General features: G+C 41.2%; 12 protein-coding genes and 3 tRNA genes. 9 read left to right on the top strand and 6 right to left on the bottom strand.

The window, feature by feature from the left end; translation table 11 throughout:
* Nucleotides 1-12: 12 nt before the first annotated feature.
* The 3 genes from AB4160_RS14470 to AB4160_RS14460 all read left to right on the top strand — a co-directional run bounded on the left by AB4160_RS14470 (nt 13) and on the right by AB4160_RS14460 (nt 1809).
* Nucleotides 13-88, top strand: a tRNA-Lys gene (locus tag AB4160_RS14470).
* A 152-nt stretch (nt 89-240) separates the two neighbouring features.
* A tRNA-Lys gene (locus AB4160_RS14465) sits at nt 241-316 on the top strand.
* Between the two features lie 323 nt (nt 317-639).
* Complete coding sequence (locus AB4160_RS14460) at nt 640-1809, top strand: DcaP family trimeric outer membrane transporter (protein WP_372005261.1); 1170 nt, start codon at nt 640-642, stop codon at nt 1807-1809.
* A gap of 101 nt (nt 1810-1910) precedes the next feature.
* On the opposite strand, the gene AB4160_RS14455 is transcribed toward AB4160_RS14460, so the two are convergent.
* The 3 genes from AB4160_RS14455 to acs all read right to left on the bottom strand — a co-directional run bounded on the left by AB4160_RS14455 (nt 1911) and on the right by acs (nt 6205).
* Nucleotides 1911-2171, bottom strand: coding sequence for a GrxA family glutaredoxin (locus AB4160_RS14455; protein ID WP_076536809.1), 261 nt, complete (start codon nt 2169-2171; stop codon nt 1911-1913).
* 72 nt (nt 2172-2243) lie between these two features.
* Nucleotides 2244-3998 carry a DEAD/DEAH box helicase gene (locus tag AB4160_RS14450; protein WP_372005228.1) on the bottom strand — a complete coding sequence of 585 codons (1755 nt, stop codon included), beginning with the start codon at nt 3996-3998 and terminating at the stop codon, nt 2244-2246.
* A gap of 254 nt (nt 3999-4252) precedes the next feature.
* Nucleotides 4253-6205: an acetate--CoA ligase gene (acs, locus tag AB4160_RS14445; RefSeq protein ID WP_102436553.1), complete on the bottom strand. Its 1953-nt coding sequence runs from the start codon at nt 6203-6205 to the stop codon at nt 4253-4255.
* A gap of 186 nt (nt 6206-6391) precedes the next feature.
* Between acs and AB4160_RS14440 the strand changes: the two genes are divergently transcribed.
* Entirely contained in the window at nt 6392-9802 is a 3411-nt protein-coding gene (locus AB4160_RS14440) for a PAS domain-containing hybrid sensor histidine kinase/response regulator (protein WP_102436551.1), read from the top strand.
* A 55-nt stretch (nt 9803-9857) separates the two neighbouring features.
* Complete coding sequence (locus AB4160_RS14435; RefSeq protein WP_372005226.1) at nt 9858-10460, top strand: glutathione S-transferase family protein; 603 nt, start codon at nt 9858-9860, stop codon at nt 10458-10460.
* A 43-nt stretch (nt 10461-10503) separates the two neighbouring features.
* Here AB4160_RS14435 and AB4160_RS14430 read toward each other — a convergent pair whose 3' ends face one another.
* The 3 genes from AB4160_RS14430 to slyA are packed head-to-tail and all read right to left on the bottom strand — an operon-like array spanning nt 10504 to nt 13136.
* Nucleotides 10504-11535 (bottom strand): DUF2955 domain-containing protein, encoded by a 1032-nt coding sequence (locus AB4160_RS14430; RefSeq protein ID WP_372005224.1) that lies wholly within the window; start codon nt 11533-11535, stop codon nt 10504-10506.
* Nucleotides 11536-11594: 59 nt separating this feature from the next.
* On the bottom strand, nt 11595-12656 hold the full coding sequence (locus AB4160_RS14425) for an HlyD family secretion protein (protein WP_372005222.1): 1062 nt from the start codon (nt 12654-12656) through the stop codon (nt 11595-11597).
* 12 nt (nt 12657-12668) lie between these two features.
* Nucleotides 12669-13136, bottom strand: a complete 468-nt coding sequence (gene slyA, locus AB4160_RS14420; protein WP_372005259.1) for a transcriptional regulator SlyA — start codon at nt 13134-13136, stop codon at nt 12669-12671.
* A 525-nt stretch (nt 13137-13661) separates the two neighbouring features.
* On the opposite strand from slyA, the gene AB4160_RS14415 reads away from it, so the two are divergent.
* The 4 genes from AB4160_RS14415 (at nt 13662) to AB4160_RS14400 (ending at nt 16106) form a co-directional block, all read left to right on the top strand.
* A complete protein-coding gene (locus tag AB4160_RS14415) occupies nt 13662-14309 on the top strand; it encodes a 2OG-Fe(II) oxygenase (protein ID WP_102476135.1) in 648 nt (215 codons plus the stop codon).
* 108 nt (nt 14310-14417) lie between these two features.
* Nucleotides 14418-14699, top strand: coding sequence for a hypothetical protein (locus AB4160_RS14410; RefSeq protein WP_372005219.1), 282 nt, complete (start codon nt 14418-14420; stop codon nt 14697-14699).
* Nucleotides 14700-15026: 327 nt separating this feature from the next.
* Nucleotides 15027-15117 (top strand) — tRNA-Ser (locus tag AB4160_RS14405).
* Nucleotides 15118-15479: 362 nt separating this feature from the next.
* Nucleotides 15480-16106 (top strand): pseudouridine synthase, encoded by a 627-nt coding sequence (locus AB4160_RS14400; RefSeq protein ID WP_372005217.1) that lies wholly within the window; start codon nt 15480-15482, stop codon nt 16104-16106.
* Nucleotides 16107-16390 lie beyond the last annotated feature (284 nt).

The raw sequence follows: 16390 nt of genomic DNA, 5'->3' as shown, positions 1-16390 counted from the left end.
TAAAACCCAGATGGGCCGTTAGCTCAGTTGGTAGAGCAGTTGGCTTTTAACCAATTGGTCGAAGGTTCGAATCCTTCACGGCCCACCACTTTTCTGAAAGTGAGATTGCCTGTTAGGCTTTAATTCAGACGTAATGCCTCGTTACGTAAAATTAGATTGGTCGTTAGCTCAGTTGCTTGTTCACACAGACAGTTGGCTTTTGTTCCAAGTTAGTACAATAAGTATTAATAAAACCAAGATGGGCCGTTAGCTCAGTTGGTAGAGCAGTTGGCTTTTAACCAATTGGTCGAAGGTTCGAATCCTTCACGGCCCACCACTTTTTTGAAAGTGAGATTGCCTGTTAGGCTTTAATTCAGAATATCCCCTTAGCTACTCCTCTGTTATTATTCGTTATAATTACTATCTCAATTACTATCTCAATTACTATCTTAATAACTTTGATATTTTGCCTTAATATTCCCTTAGTTCTAATTCAGACTTAAACGCTACATTCCCTTTGTTCATATTTGGCTGCTTATCATTCTTTAGCCTTAACTTTTGTTGCTACCTGCCTACTTTTGTCTAATAGACCTATTGCTAATGTTGCTTGCTTGTTAAGTGGGTCATATTGCTATGGATGATAAGAATAGGGAGAGAATGATGAAACAAACACAAATTAGTTTAGCTATAGGTTGTTCATTACTGTTATTGAGCAGTACTAGCTACGCAGATACAGAAATGGAGTTTGGTGGCTATGTCAAAGCTGATGTGATGTTCAGCAGTTATAGCAATGGGGCACCTGACTCAGGAAACTTATCTCGTCAATTTTATGTACCAGGTACCATTTATGGTGAAGCTGGTAATGGTAAGGAAGTCGTCGACTTTCAAGCCCGCGAAACGCGTTTTAATTTTAAAACTGTATCAGATTTCGATGGCCATAAATTATCAGGTTTTATCGAACTTGATTTTATGACTCATACTGATGGTAATGAGCGAGTATCAAACAGTTATTCCCCGCGTATTCGACAAGCCTTTGTCAGTTATGACAATTGGACTGTTGGTCAAACATGGACTACCTTCCAAAATCCAGGTGCATTACCTGAAAATTTAGACTTTGTGGGCGCAGCTGATGGTACGCCGTTTGTGCGTCAAGCGATGATCCGCTACACCAATGGCGGCTTTCAAATTGCGGTAGAGAACCCTGAAACAACTGTAAATCAATATGGTACAGCTTCAAGAGTGACGAGTGGTAGCGGTATGGTTCCTGATGTCGTTGCTCGTTATAACTTTAAGTCTGAAGGTGGTTCAGCAATTTCACTTGCTGCAATGGTTCGACAGTTGAATGTAGAGCAAGACTTTAAAGATGCAGATGGCAATGTTTTACAGTCAGTTGATTCAAGCGAACTGGGTTATGGTGCCAGTATCGCGGGTGTTATTCCTGTCGGTAATGATGATTTTAAATTCTCGGTCACTTATGGTGAAGGCCTAGGTCGTTATATGGCGCTTAACTATGCCAATGCTGGTAACTTAGATGCATCAGGTGATATCCAAACTATTAGCTCTTATGGTGGCTTTGCTGCTTACCGTCATTGGTGGAATGATAAATGGCGTAGTAGTTTAACCTTTGCTGCACTAGAAATTGATAACGATACTTCATTATCAAGTGATGGTGTCAATGCGAGTTCATACTCTGGTTATATCAACTTACTCTACTCACCAACAAAACCGTTAACGTTTGGTGTTGAGTATATGTATGCTATGAACGAAAAAGAAAGTGGTGTAGATGGCGATTTAAGCCGAGTGTTATTCTCTGCTAAATACGTTCTATAAAAATATTTTTCTTAAATACAAAAAAGGGTTAATTCAATAAATTAACCCTTTTTATTGTCTGCGAAATGCGCTCAACGCAGCTTAGTTGTAATCATTGGTGATTAAGCAACTAATTTATTGTCGCGAACGTATTTATCATATTCTGTGTAACCGCCAACATGAACTTCATCAACGAAGATTTGCGGTACAGTTTCAACAGGCTTACCAACGGTTTTTTCTAAGTCTGCTTTAGAAATGCCTTCAGCGTGAATATCGACATATTTGAATTTAAAATCGTCACGTTGCGCAGTTAATTTTTCTGATAATTCAACAGCACGAACACAATATGGGCAGCCTGGACGGCCAAAAATAACAACAAACATAGTGACTCCTTTTTTTGATTTGACGATTTATACCATAAGTTTTATCGAATTGATATTGTATAAGCGCAGCGACTAAAAACTACTATCCGTGATCGTTTTATAACGGCCTTTATAGTCAAAAAACTTTTCGACTAAATACCATTTATGTTTCTGTTTTTTCAAAAGTAATAAGTCCGGCTTTTTAAAGTGCTCACTATGGGCGATTAAATCGGCGGGCTTTTTATATTGTGGGTGCTTCATGCCGGGAGTTCGACAATGAGGAGAGATAAATATAGCAAACAAAGCGCGGCGTTGCGCTGGTGTGTCCATATTAAAGTATTCTTTAAAGTCATTCGATTCAATATCAAAGTATTGCACCACAAGCTTGCCATTTTCTTCGATAAGCTGCATCTCTTGGCATTTAAACAAATGATGATGTTGAGACGACAATACCTGCTTTAAACGCGTGTCAGGATCAATGAGGGTAGATTGACAGATATGACAAATGCGCGCCGCGATATCATTTTCAGCGCCACAATCAGGGCAAGCTTTAGAACGAAATCTAAAGTCACACTGTTGAATGTTTGATGACGAGTCCTCTATTAGCCCCTGACAGCGTCTACCAAAGTGTTCAACAATATCACCGTCATTATCCACCAAGCCCCAAAAAGTATTGGCAAATTGGCATACAGGGCAATGCACTTGCACTGGCACAGATTTACTATTGGGTTTTACTTGACCCACTTCAGGAAAATATAAGTCATAACCGTTAGCGGCATAATCAATGACTAAGCAATCTTGTTTATCAGGCGCTAAGCGTAAACCTCGGCCAATCATTTGTTGAAATAAGCTTACTGATGCTGTGGGCCTTAAAATAACAATTAAATCGACATGAGGGGCGTCAAAGCCGGTGGTTAATACAGCAACATTGACGATGAATTTAATTTTCTGTTGTTTGAACTGACTAATAATTTCGTCGCGTTCTGCATGTGGTGTATCTGCTGTAATGAGTGCAGCATCGTCATTTAATAATTTAAGTACTTCTTTTGCATGACGAACTGTCGCCGCAAAAATTAATACGCCTTTACGAGAGTCTGCTAATTGTTGTACTTGTTTTATGATGGCAGTGGTTGCGCGGCCTTGATGGTTGAGTAAATCATCAACTTCCTTTTGCGGAAATTCACCTGTATTACTTGGCTCTAACTGACTAAAGTCATATTGGGCACTTAGTCCATCAAATATTTTGGGTGCGGTTAAGTAGCCTTTTTTTATGAGCGGCCGCATAGGTAATTCAAAAATGCACTTTTCAAATACTGGCTTGTCAGCATTGCCTATTTTTCCATGGTAATGATGTCGATATATCCAACCTAAACCCAATCGATAGGGCGTGGCAGTTAGCCCTAACAGTTTTATTTGTGGATTAATCTTTTTAAGGTGAGTTAATAACTGTTGGTATTGGCTATCTTTATCATTACTGACTCGGTGACATTCATCAATTATTACCAATGAGAATGATTGGCAGAATTGCTCGGGCTTTCGCGCTGCTGATTGCACACTGGCGACCACGGTTTTACCATGGGCTTTTTTTTGCTTTAAACCCGCAGAATAAATATTGGCATCTTCAGTGAGTAAACCCACTTTTTCTGCATTTTGTGCCACGAGTTCTTTCACATGGGTCAAAACTAAAACGTTACCACGGGCAATTCGAGCTAGTTCGGCTATCACAATACTTTTGCCTGCTCCTGTAGGAAGTACCAGCACAGCAGAGTCATTAGATTGCTTAAAATGGGTTATAGCAGCGTTAACAGAGTCTTGTTGGTAATCGCGAAGTGAAATGGTTGCAGACATAAGTGAGTATGAAATGGCTTATTATTTAATATTGATCATGCAGGGTACTGTAGCATGAATACAAGCTAGCGCGGCGCAGTCTATTCAATAAAAGTCGCTGAATACATATCGTTTCAGCATGAGTTGATAGAGTTTTAAGCCAGAATAAATATAAAAAAGCCCCCTCAGTGAGAGGGCAACGAGAATCTGGTTAGGAGTTCTCAGGTTGGTAAGAGGGTGGGGAGTACTTAATAACCTCTTATTTTAAACTACTGTTATTGAGTTTTGTTTAAACGAGACTCTATCAAGGTATCAATCACCGCTGGATCTGCAAGGGTAGAAGAATCGCCTAAGTTGGTTACTTCATTTGCGGCAATTTTACGTAAGAAGCGGCGCATGATTTTACCTGAACGTGTTTTAGGTAAACCGCCAGCCCATTGAATTAAATCTGGGGTGGCTAGTGCGCCAATCTCTTTACGCACCCATTGACGTAGCCCTTGACGTAACTCTTCTGTTTCTTCAACGCCGTTAATTAAGGTTACATAGGCATAAATGCCTTGGCCTTTAATATCATGGGGGTAACCTACAACTGCGGCTTCAGCGACAAGATCGTGTGATACAAGCGCGCTTTCAACTTCAGCAGTACCGAGGCGGTGGCCCGATACGTTAATTACGTCATCAACACGGCCAGTGATCCAGTAATAACCATCCTCATCACGACGAGCGCCGTCACCAGTAAAGTACATACCTCTAAAGGTTTTAAAGTAAGTGAGAGCAAAACGATCATGGTCGCCAAATACGGTGCGCATTTGTCCCGGCCAAGAGTCGAGAATAACAAGGTTGCCGTCTACAGCGCCTTCAAGAATATTACCCATGTTATCAACTAATGCCGGCTGAACCCCAAAAAATGGACGCGTAGCAGAGCCCGGTTTTGCATCTGTGGCGCCAGGTAATGGGCTAATCAAAATACCACCGGTTTCAGTCTGCCACCATGTATCCACAATTGGGCAGGATTCATGGCCAATCACTTCATGGTACCAGCGCCAAGCTTCAGGGTTAATGGGTTCACCCACCGAGCCCATTACCCGTAATGAGCTACCATCAAAACCATCAAACTGTTCTTTACCTTCTGCCATTAAAGCGCGAATTAACGTTGGTGCAGTATATAAAATATTAACTTTATGACGGTCGACCATTTCACCAAGACGAGCTGGATTTGGAGAGTTTGGTACTCCCTCATGAATAAGGATAGTTGCGCCATTGGCTAATGGACCATATACCATGTAGGAGTGACCGGTGATCCAACCCACATCAGCAGTACACCAATATACTTCACCTTCTTTGTAATCAAAAACATACTCGTGAGTCATTGAGGCGTAAACCATATAACCACCAGTGGTATGCAACACACCTTTCGGGTTACCGGTTGAGCCTGAAGTGTATAAAAGAAATAGCGGGTCTTCAGCGCCCATTTCTTCAGCTTGGCAATGCTCTGATGCCGTTGCAACGACATCGCTCCACCATATATCTCGGCCTTCAACCCAGTCGATATCACCACCAGTTCGATTAAGTACAATGACTTTTTCGACACAATCTACATCTGGGTTATTAAGCGCTTCATCAATGCTACGTTTAAGCGGAATTTTACGGCCACCACGCACGCCTTCATCAGCGGTGATCAAGACTTTTGATTTGCCATCAATTACGCGTGATGCAATTGAATCAGGTGAGAAACCGCCAAATACCACCGAATGGATCGCGCCAATGCGGGCACAAGCAAGCATAGCAACTGCCGCTTCAGGCACCATAGGCATATAAATTGTGACTACATCACCTTTACAAACCCCTTGGCTACGTAGAGCATTGGCAAATTTACACACATCAGTATGCAGTTCACGATAAGTGATTTTACGCTGTTCATTGGCATCGTCACCTTCCCAGATGATCGCTACGCGGTCGCCATTATCTTCTAAATGGCGATCTAAACAGTTTGAAGATGCGTTCAATGTGCCATCATAAAACCACTCAATAGACAGGTTATGATCATCAAAAGAGGTTTGTTTAATTTTGGTATAAGGCTTGATCCAATCGATGCGCTTACCGTGTTCTCTCCAAAAACCTTCAGGATTAACCACAGATTCTTGGTACATTTTTTTATACTTATCATTATCGACCAGTGCATTTTTAGCGAAATCGGCTGGTACTTTGTAGAGAGACTGCGAGCTCATATGGCTTCCCTTTGTCAAAATTTGCGTTATGAAAGTATCCTCTGCATGATGATGTTAACTCCATTAGACCTTGGTCTAGTTTTAAAATATCCTTAATATTTAGCTTGTTGCGCGTGTTAACATCTCATGCAAATAACGCAAAATTATTGCATAATTAATAAGCGAATATAATAAAAAGAGAAAGCTATGAATTTAACCTTAGTCGTTGCTGTGATTGCAATTTGCTATGTGTCATTACTGTTTATACTGGCCTGGGGCGCTGAACGTTGGTTTAGTAAAATCACTAATAAAGTTCAAGTATGGATATACGGCTTAAGTCTAGCTGTTTACTGTTCTTCATGGAGCTTCCTTGGCACAGTAGGTCAATCAGCGAACGATTTATGGTCTTTCTTGCCGATTTATCTTGGCCCAATCTTAATTTTTACCCTGGGTTTTGGGGTATTACGCAAAATGGTTTTAGTCTCTAAAGCGCAAAATATAACCTCGGTAGCCGATTTTATTGCCGCGCGCTATGGAAAATCCCAAGCCCTTGCTGCCATAGTGACCCTAATAGCACTATGCGGCATCATGCCCTATATTGCGCTGCAACTTAAAGCCATGGTATTTAGCCTTAATTTATTTCAACCTGATAATTTACCTTTAAATGGCGTCAGTATCCCTTTGGTGATTACTTTCATTTTGGCTATATTTGCGATTTTATTTGGCACTCGTAAATTGGATGCCACCGAACATAATCCTGGGATGATGGTAGCGATCGCTTTTGAGTCACTGATTAAATTAGTCGCCTTTTTGATTGTCGGTGTGGTGATTACTTATGGTTTTTTTGATGGTTTTGATGATATCTGGCAACAAGCGAAAGACAAAGAACTCATCAACCATGGCACTTTAAATATCGCTTCAATTTTACCGGAAATGCTGGTGGGGATTGCCGCCTTTATGTGTATGCCAAGGCAATTTCATGTGATGGTAGTTGAGTGTGCAGAAGAAGGGGTGTTAAAAAAAGCCCGCTGGATCTTTCCCTTGTATTTGGCCATGTTTGGCTTATTTGTGGCGCCATTAGCCCTTGCTGGTAAATTATTACTTGGTGATACCGTGGCGGCAGACACTTATGTGATTAACCTGCCTTTAGCATTAGATCAGCCTGTTCTCGCCGTTATTGCCTTATTAGGCACGCTTTCAGCAGCGACGGGTATGGTGATTGTTGCTGTTGTGACCATTAGTGTCATGATCAGTAACGAATGGTTAGTTCCAGTTATGCTACGTACTGGTAAAATCACTGGCACTAATTTCAATCAATTTGCGCGTTTTTTATTAAATGCGCGCCGTTTAGCCATCATCATTATTTTGGCCTTGGGTTATTTTAGTTACTTAATATTTGGTAGTAATGAATCGTTATCTCACCTTGGGCAGCTATCATTCGGTGCTTTTGCGCAGCTAGCACCCGCACTCATAGGTGGCTTGTATTGGAAGTATGGTAACCGTGCTGGGGTGTTTTTAGGTTTAGCAGTAGGCTTTTCATTGTGGTGTTATATTTTATTTGAGCGCAGCGTAGGCTTAGTGGGCGATACTGGGATCTTAGCGTCTATTAGCCCGGAAGTGGATGACACTTTAGTGGCGCTATTAGCCAATATTGCCTTTTATATTTTAGGCTCGTTGTGGTTTCGAGCTGGGGTAGCTGAGCGCATTCAAGCCAGCCATTTTATTAATCCAGGCATTATTAAAAAGGACAGTAACCGAAAACATGGGGCGATATCTCAACAAGATTTATTAATTCTTGCCAGTCGTTTTGTTAGTCCAACCCGCGCTTATGAAAGCTTTAGTCAATACTCGCCAGCTGCGGTAAGAAGTGATTCTTGGCATAAAGTGGCTGATGAAGCGTTAATCTCACACACAGAGCATATGCTTGCAGGTGTGCTAGGAGCATCGAGCGCCTCACTGGTGATGGACTCGGTGTTACAAGGTCGCGATTTAGCCCTTGATGAAGTCTTTAGTTTAGTGGATGAAGCGTCAACCAAGGTGATGTTAAGCCAAGACATGTTACGCGGCGCCATTGAACATGCTTATGAAGGCATGAGTGTGGTGGACAAAGATTTAAACTTGGTCGCATGGAATTATAAATATGCCGAGCTATATGATTATCCTGACGGTTTTTTAAAGCAAGGCATGCCAATTAGTGAAGTGGTACGTTTTAACGCTGCCAGAGGCTATTGTGGAGAGGGTGAAATTGATGCTCAAGTAGAAATGCGAGTGCAGCATATGCGCGCGGGCACAGAGCATACCTCAGAGCGACAACGCCGAGACGGTAAAGTGATAAAAATTCAAGGTAATCCAATGCCAGATGGCGGCTTTGTGATGACCTTTACCGATATCACCCAATACCGTGAGCAAGAGAAAGCCTTACTAGAAGCCAATGAAACCCTTGAAAGTCGAGTAAAAGAACGTACCTATGAACTGGCAATGCTTAACAGCGAACTACTAGAAGCAAAAGCCCAAGAAGAAATGGCTAATGCGTCAAAAAGTCGTTTTCTTGCGGCCGTTGGGCATGATCTTATGCAGCCGCTTAATGCTGCAAGATTGTTTACTGCTTCACTAGCGCAATACCCGAATCTTGATTTAGAAGGGCAAACCACTTTATCCCATATCAACAACTCCTTGCGAACAGCGGGGGAGTTATTAACTGATTTATTGGATATATCAAAGCTTGATTCAGGCATGGTGGAGGTTAACCGCCGAGATTTTGCTATTGCTGACTTACTCACAGGTCTTGCTGTTGAGTTTGAGGCTATGTCAAAAGACACTCAAATTCGCTTCAATATGATCCCCTGTAATGCCACTGTCAACTCAGACTTATCCTTACTGAGGCGTATATTACAAAACTTTTTAACCAATGCTTACCGCTATGCTAGAGGCGGTAAAGTGCTGTTGGGTTGTCGCCGCCGAGGAAAGTATCTCGAAATTCAGGTGTTAGATACAGGTTGTGGCATTGATGAGCATGAAACAGAAGAGATATTTAAAGAGTTTAAACGCTTAAATCATCCCAGTAGCCAAAATGTCAGCGGCTTAGGCTTAGGGCTCGCTATTGCTGATCGAATAAGCAAGGTGTTAGATCATCAAATTCAGGTTTCATCAAAGCTTGGTCAAGGTTCAGTGTTCTCAATTATCGTGCCTTTAGGCGAAACCATCAGTGAAAAATCAGCTAAACCAGTGCCAAGCTTAACTCAGCCATTAGCTGGGGTAAAAGTGCTTTGTATTGATAATGAAGAGGCGATATTGGCAGGGCTTGAAAGCTTATTAACTCGCTGGAAGTGCGAGGTGATTTGTGCAACCGATTTAGCTGATGCTCGTATTAAACTTGGCCTTAAAGGGGTTGCTCCTGATATCGTTTTAGCTGATTACCATTTAGATAACAATCAAAATGGCGTCGATGCTATGGATGGTATTCGTTCGCGCTACGGTGAGCATTTACCCGGGATCTTGATAACGGCTAATACGAATAAGGATTTGGTTGAGGATGTACAAAAGCGTGGTTATCACTATATGGCTAAAATGATTAAACCAGCGGCATTACGGGCGTTAATATCAAGTTTAGTGAAGTAGGCCAATGAAGGGTTAATAAACGAAATCAAGCGCGTTAACAGCAAAAGGAAGAGCAATGATAACTGTCTATGGCGATAAAAAATCAGGTAACTGTTACAAAATAAAGCTGACTCTGGCGCTACTCAATATTGATTATCAATGGCAAGACGTGGACATTATGGCTGGAGGCAGCCAAACCAAGGCTTTTTTAGCTAAAAACCCAAACGGTAAGTTACCGGTTATCGAGCTAGATGATGGTCGAGTGCTAGCCGAGTCCAATGCCATCATTGGATACTTGGCCGCTGGCTCGAGGTTAATTCCTGACGATAAATTTAATAATGCCTTAATGTATCAATGGCTGTTCTTTGAGCAATACAGTCACGAGCCTTGTATTGCCGTTGCTCGGTTTATCAAACTTTATCAAGGTATGCCAGTAGAGCGGCAAGCTGAGTTTGATAACTTACAAATTCAGGGGGGTAAGGTATTGAAATTAATTGATAACCAGTTAGCAGGGCAGGCATTTATGCTCGGTGAGCTATTTAGCCTGGCAGATATTGCGCTTTATGCCTACACCCATGTGGCCCATGAGGGTGGCTTTGATTTATCGGTTTATCCCAATTTCCAACAATGGTTAGCTAATGTTGAGTCACAAGCGGGTTTTGTTTCCATGCTCGATTAATCAATCGCGATCTTTTATCTGACCAGCTTAATCATTAGCAGCATTACTGATAACTTAAGCGCGTTGCAGCAAATCGGTTAAGTAAAGTGTGCATGATGTAACACAGTAATAAAGTCGCTACTATGGCAACCAAAATACTGCTAATACGGTAAAGTGCGCTATATATCAGATCGCTCCCTGGGCTTAGGTATTGGCCAAATAAAATACCCAGCGTGGTCATCGCTCCAAAACCAACGCCTGCGCCGACGTTTTCTTTAACATGAACTTGGCTAAATAGCATTAATCCGAACCATAAAACCGGCACTACTAAGATAAGCAGCCCCGACCAATCATAGAGAAACAACTGGGCTAACACACCGAATGTCACTCCAAGAAAGGTACCTATCGCACGTTTAAGGGCATAATTTAATACCCCAGTAAAATGCATCGGATAAAGTAATAAAATTGTGGCAGCTTGCGCCGACATAGAGTCTTGCAGATTAAATATCTGGAACACGATAAAAGATGCTGTGGCGATAGTTGCCCCCAGTAATACTTCATGTCGCATTCGATTTACTGATTTTGCTGGTGGTTTTTGCAATTTTCTGGGTTCAACATCAGGGATTAACGAGACCATGATATAGGCGATAATGATTGCCAGTATTGTGGCGCCGAGATTAGCGCCGATGAGACCGTTTAGATCAGTATCAGGGTAACTGGCAAAATTAAGCATGATGCTCAGATTAAGTAAACTATTGGCACCATAAAGAAAAAAACTGCCGCGGGTCATGGCGGTAAAAAAGCCAACAAACACCCCAAAAATAATCAGGGTCATTAAGACTGGATGGCCACCAAATAAACCACCGATAACGCCTACCACTAATCCAGCTGTGACAGAAGACGCCAACACCTGCCGTGCAACATGGGCGGTAAGCATAGGTGCTAGCCCAAGTAATACCATAGGGGTCACAGTGAAAAACACCCCATTACTAAAGCCGAACAGTTTGCACAAAGTAAAGCCAATCGTGCCACCAGTGGCAATACGTAGACATTGACGTAAATCATTGGCTGTCATGGGATTAAATCTTAGTAACATGATTGTTGCCTTGTGTCGCTGTATATATTTAAAATAACGCATCTATCAAATGTAAGATTTTAATAGATATAGTGCAGCATACTGATGGCTTTAATCTGCCCATGAGCTAATAAGTTCAGCAAACTATTTTCTGGCATTATTTGCACAGTCGCCCGTGCACCCGTTGGCAATGTTCTCATTACTTCGTCATTATCTAAACTTAGATGCAGCCTCATTCTTTGTGCATCACGGACCCAGCGGTCAGATTGTTGCGGGGTAGCTAAACTGCCATTGGCATCGAACTGTCCGGCGCTAACGCCTGCATCAATACTGCTGACATGGGCGTGATATAAACGGCCTGGTTCACCGTCAAAAGTAATCAATGCTTTAGATGATATTGAGACATCACGTAATGCTTTTTCTCTAAAGTCAGCAATAATATCCACATCATCAGAAACAAGGGCAAGTAGTGGCTGACCAACTGCAGCAAAGCCTCCGACCATTATTTGTAGGTTAGTTACTGTGCCGTCTTGATCTGCATGAACTTGGGTATAAGACAGGTTTAATTTGGCTTGGGCTAAGCGGTTTTCGGCCTGACGTACTTTTAAGTTATTGTTACCGTAAACACCTCGGCTCACTTCTAATTGCTTTAAGCGGGCTTGGGTTGCCAGCAAATTTGCTTCAGCCGCAGCGGCATCGCTATCAGCTTGATCGCGTTGCTGTTGGGATACGCCATTGGTTTTGTATAGCGCATCAAGACGCTTGGCTTCGCTGCGTTTTTGTTGCGATGTGGTTTGGCTGGCATTGACATCAGCTTGCGCTGCTAACAAAGAGGCATCTAACTCAGCGTTATCTTGCTGGACTTGCTCTAAAGCCAACTGCGTTTCATCTACCGCCAATTCATAAGGCGTAGGATCGACTTCAAACAGTAATTCACCTTTACTAACAACTTGGTTATTGGTTACAGCAATGGTTTTAATGCGCCCATTAACTTGTGGGGTAACCTTAGTCACAACTCGTGTCGCCATAGCTTGCGGCGTTAATGGCATAGCGGCATCAGCAAACATAAAGTAGCCAAATACCAGCATAAAGCCTGCTATGGCAATTTTTGTTAGCCGAGAAAATTGTTGATCAGGTGTCATATTTTTATTCACTTACTTGTCTGTCGTTTTAGCTAACTTAGTTAGCGCATTATTACCAATCAAGTTAATCATTCTCTCAAACTCAATAAGTTCTTCAGCATTAATGCCTAAGAGCAATTGGCTTCGAATATTGATAATTGTTACTTCGACTTTAGTTATTAAATCTAGTCCAGCAGGTGTCAAATTGACAATTCTGGCGCGTTTATCAAGAGTGCAACAGTGGCGTTCAATGAGTCCTTGTTGTTCTAATTGGGCTAAGGTGCGCATTAAAGAAGGCAGTTCAATTTCTAAGGCATTGGCTAATACTTTTTGACTGAGGTTGTCGCCTAATCGCCACAGTTTCCATAAGGCTGTCCAGCGTGGGTAAGTTAACTCTAAAGGGGCAAGTTCAATGTCAACAGCGGTGCGCCATAAGCGATGCAGACGCCCCAATTGTTCTGCCAGTGATAGCTCTTTCATATGGTCGAATTCTTTTTGCATCATGGTTCCCATTTACTTAGCGTGCTAACTATTATACTTGGTTAGCACGCTAAGTAAATTGATTTTTTATCGCAGTGATATCCCTAGTGTTATATATAACGCTAAGGCAATGATAGAAAAGAGAATAAATTTCAAACAAATAGATGTATCATTTTATGTTAATACTTAAGTCGTAATAGTCAGCAACAAGAATGGATAATTCAATAGGTAAAAGTTGAAATCTAAACACCAATGAAAAAGAATTAAAAGTATTTAGCAAGGATATCCAAGACTAGGTTTATACTGAATTAACTGACTACAACAAAGCACTTCTAACTTTAATCATCATAGTCACTGTGCCGTCACTAACGCGAGTCTGCCTGCGTTTAAACTCGTTCTTATAATTACAGCCTCATTTCCATAACAGCTTCACTAGTCATAGCTACATCTAGCTCACTTCCTTTAAGTGGGTGTTATCCATCCTTTATTCAATGTATTTATTATTAAAAGGTAGACAATGTGGTCGCCATAAAGAAATGCCCATCAATGACTGGCGATAGCCCAATTGATGAAACCTTGTTTGCGCTTATTGCGCAGGATATCGAAGCAAAAGGCTACAGTATTCGGCCAACGGCCTTGCCAGATGCATTAGCGAACAATTTGTTTAATCATCAGCAAGGGATAGAAGCAGACAAGTTTGAAGAAGCAGGTATAGGAAGGGGTGGCGAGTATTTAAAAAATGAGTTTGTTAGAACTGATGCCATTAGCTGGATAACCAATGGATCTGAAGCAGGCAGAGATTGGCTCACTTGGACCGCCAACTTGCAAAGCTTTTTAAATAGACGATTATTTCTAGGTTTGTTTTCATTTGAAAGTCACTTTGCTCATTATGGCCCAGGTGATTACTATAAAAGACACTATGATGCTTTTAAGGGCGAAGCGAATCGAGTGCTTTCAATCGTGGTATATTTTAATCGAGCGTGGTCAGCGTCAGATGGCGGCGAGTTAGTGTTATATCAAGATAACTTCGATAAAGAAGGCATTAAAGTAATGCCATTACTGGGCACGATAGTGACATTTTTAAGTGAAGAGTTTCCCCATGAAGTATTGGCAGCCAAGCGGGATCGATATTCTATCGCTGGTTGGTTTAGGGTTAATACTTCTATCGCTGCTAAAGTCGATCCGCCGAGGTAAGTTATCCGTCTAGATGCGCTTAACCAACAGCTGGGCGATAAGCTGTTTATTTTACTAGCTCTGATAATGAAGCATCATTTTTTATTGAATTTTGACAGGAGAGAGCCGTTGAAATTAGCAGCTGCAATAAAACATTTTTGGTCCTTTGGTATTATCAGCGGACTAATAGTCTCGGTATTGGTAACACTCTTTATTGTCATATGGGAATGGCTCGAAAATCCTGGCGGCATATTTCACGGCGCTGAAGGTACAAATTGGCAATTTGTTTATGACACTGGCATCAGTTGGTTTATGCCTACTTTTATCTATGTCGCTATCATTGCCGCAGTGAGCCACCTCATATATTCAGCGATAAAATGGCTCTTTGATTCAGCTGATAACTCAAAATGAGAGTATTTAATGGGCAAGAGAATAGAATCAGTAATGTAGGTTTTGTGTAGCCAAAGTGATAGCCGCTATGATCGTATTAGCTGACAACAATATAAATGGGCTTTTTATTAAGTGTATCTGCAACAAAAAACTGCCTCAGCAACTAAAGTTTAATGGGTTAAGGTAATGACTTGCATAAGTGTACTTTCATGTCGTGTTAGTGACGTTGATTTATTGCTCAAACAATTTAATTAATGAACACTTTGGTTTTTTTATCAACACTTAAACGTTTTTATGTCATTTAGGGATTTACAGCGACCGCAGCTTGTCATATTATTCGCGGCGTTCGGAGAGATGGCAGAGTGGTCGAATGCACCGGTCTTGAAAACCGGCATGGGTTTGTAGCCCATCTAGGGTTCAAATCCCTATCTCTCCGCCATATTCAAGACGAAAGGCTCATCAGGAATGATGAGCCTTTTTTCGTTTAAATCACTAAAAATATTGAAGATTAATACTATTAATTCAAAATTGCTTTATTGCCTAGTATTTAAATTGCCTGTTTTATAGTCACTTATTTGCCTTGAGAAGATTGACTCAGTCAATGTCACTGCTTTTCATATGAGCAAGCCCCCAGTAATGTTTGCTCAATATGTTTATCCTCGTTTCTTCTAGCATTTTATGCGCTGATAAGAATATTTACTTTTAATTATGTGTATTGGGGGCGTTTTAGATTATGTGCATCATGCTAAGACTCACCGTATAATGCCAACCTATACAGTTTTTACGATTAAAAGCCATTTTATGCCAACTACTAACCAAACGGGTTTGCTAGCGCCTGCTGATAAGAGCGAAATTCATCAGTATTTTAAAATATTTAAACCGTATGGTTTTTTAAGCCAGTTTGTACCTGAAACCCGTAAGAAGAAACATCTACTGGGTGAGCTATTTAATTTCCCCGATAAAACCATGGCCATTGGTCGGTTAGATCATGACTCAGAAGGACTGTTATTACTCACCACTGATGGCATGATGAGTCATAAGATCAGAAGTAAAGGTATAGCGAAAGAATACTATGTACAGCTGGATGGTGATATTACTCCTGAGGCGATTTCATTACTGCAAAATGGGGTTGAAATTGGCATTAATGGTAGTAAATATTTAACTTTGCCTTGTAAGGCGTTCAAATTAGATGAAGAACCTTCGCTTCCCTCTCGGGGTCGTAAAATTCGCGACCCAAGACATGGGCCAACAAGTTGGGTTTCTATTACGCTTTGTGAAGGTAAGAATCGTCAGATCAGAAAAATGACTGCAGCCGTAGGCTTTGCCACCTTAAGGCTAGTTAGAGTGAGAATTGGCGATATACATATTGATAATATGGCTGCTGGTGATGTTATTTCGCTAACTAGTTTTGATGCTGCTTTCTGTTGATAGCATACTGGTGTTTAGAGCTCTATTGCAGCTGCCGTGGGGCTTTATATTGGGTTATCTATTACGTTTGTCAATCTCAACATCAAACTTTAGTTACAGGTAAATCACTAAAAAAATAAAAAGCCAATGGCTTGGTCAACACACTTAAGTAATCCACTAAATTAGCTGTTGTATGATTGAATCAGTAATGGATTTGGGGAACCGTCGATTCATTTGATGATATTCATAAGAGGCTGTAACTAATTTTGTGTAACTGCTTATCAACACGTACTCTATAGAGAGTC

Origin of the sequence: Shewanella sp. 10N.286.51.B8, assembly GCF_041469325.1 — a bacterium.
Taxonomy (GTDB): Bacteria; Pseudomonadota; Gammaproteobacteria; order Enterobacterales; family Shewanellaceae; genus Shewanella.
This window is presented reverse-complemented; position numbering and strand designations above follow the sequence as displayed.

Bases quoted from the DNA above. Each gene is read 5' to 3' on its own strand.
- AB4160_RS14460 (WP_372005261.1), top strand. From the start codon at position 640: ATGAAACAAACACAAATTAGTTTAGCTATAGGTTGTTCATTACTGTTA.
- AB4160_RS14455 (WP_076536809.1), bottom strand. From the start codon at position 2,171: ATGTTTGTTGTTATTTTTGGCCGTCCAGGCTGCCCATATTGTGTTCGT.
- AB4160_RS14450 (WP_372005228.1), bottom strand. From the start codon at position 3,998: ATGTCTGCAACCATTTCACTTCGCGATTACCAACAAGACTCTGTTAAC.
- acs (WP_102436553.1), bottom strand. From the start codon at position 6,205: ATGAGCTCGCAGTCTCTCTACAAAGTACCAGCCGATTTCGCTAAAAAT.
- AB4160_RS14440 (WP_102436551.1), top strand. From the start codon at position 6,392: ATGAATTTAACCTTAGTCGTTGCTGTGATTGCAATTTGCTATGTGTCA.
- AB4160_RS14435 (WP_372005226.1), top strand. From the start codon at position 9,858: ATGATAACTGTCTATGGCGATAAAAAATCAGGTAACTGTTACAAAATA.
- AB4160_RS14430 (WP_372005224.1), bottom strand. From the start codon at position 11,535: ATGTTACTAAGATTTAATCCCATGACAGCCAATGATTTACGTCAATGT.
- AB4160_RS14425 (WP_372005222.1), bottom strand. From the start codon at position 12,656: ATGACACCTGATCAACAATTTTCTCGGCTAACAAAAATTGCCATAGCA.
- slyA (WP_372005259.1), bottom strand. From the start codon at position 13,136: ATGCAAAAAGAATTCGACCATATGAAAGAGCTATCACTGGCAGAACAA.
- AB4160_RS14415 (WP_102476135.1), top strand. From the start codon at position 13,662: ATGACTGGCGATAGCCCAATTGATGAAACCTTGTTTGCGCTTATTGCG.
- AB4160_RS14400 (WP_372005217.1), top strand. From the start codon at position 15,480: ATGCCAACTACTAACCAAACGGGTTTGCTAGCGCCTGCTGATAAGAGC.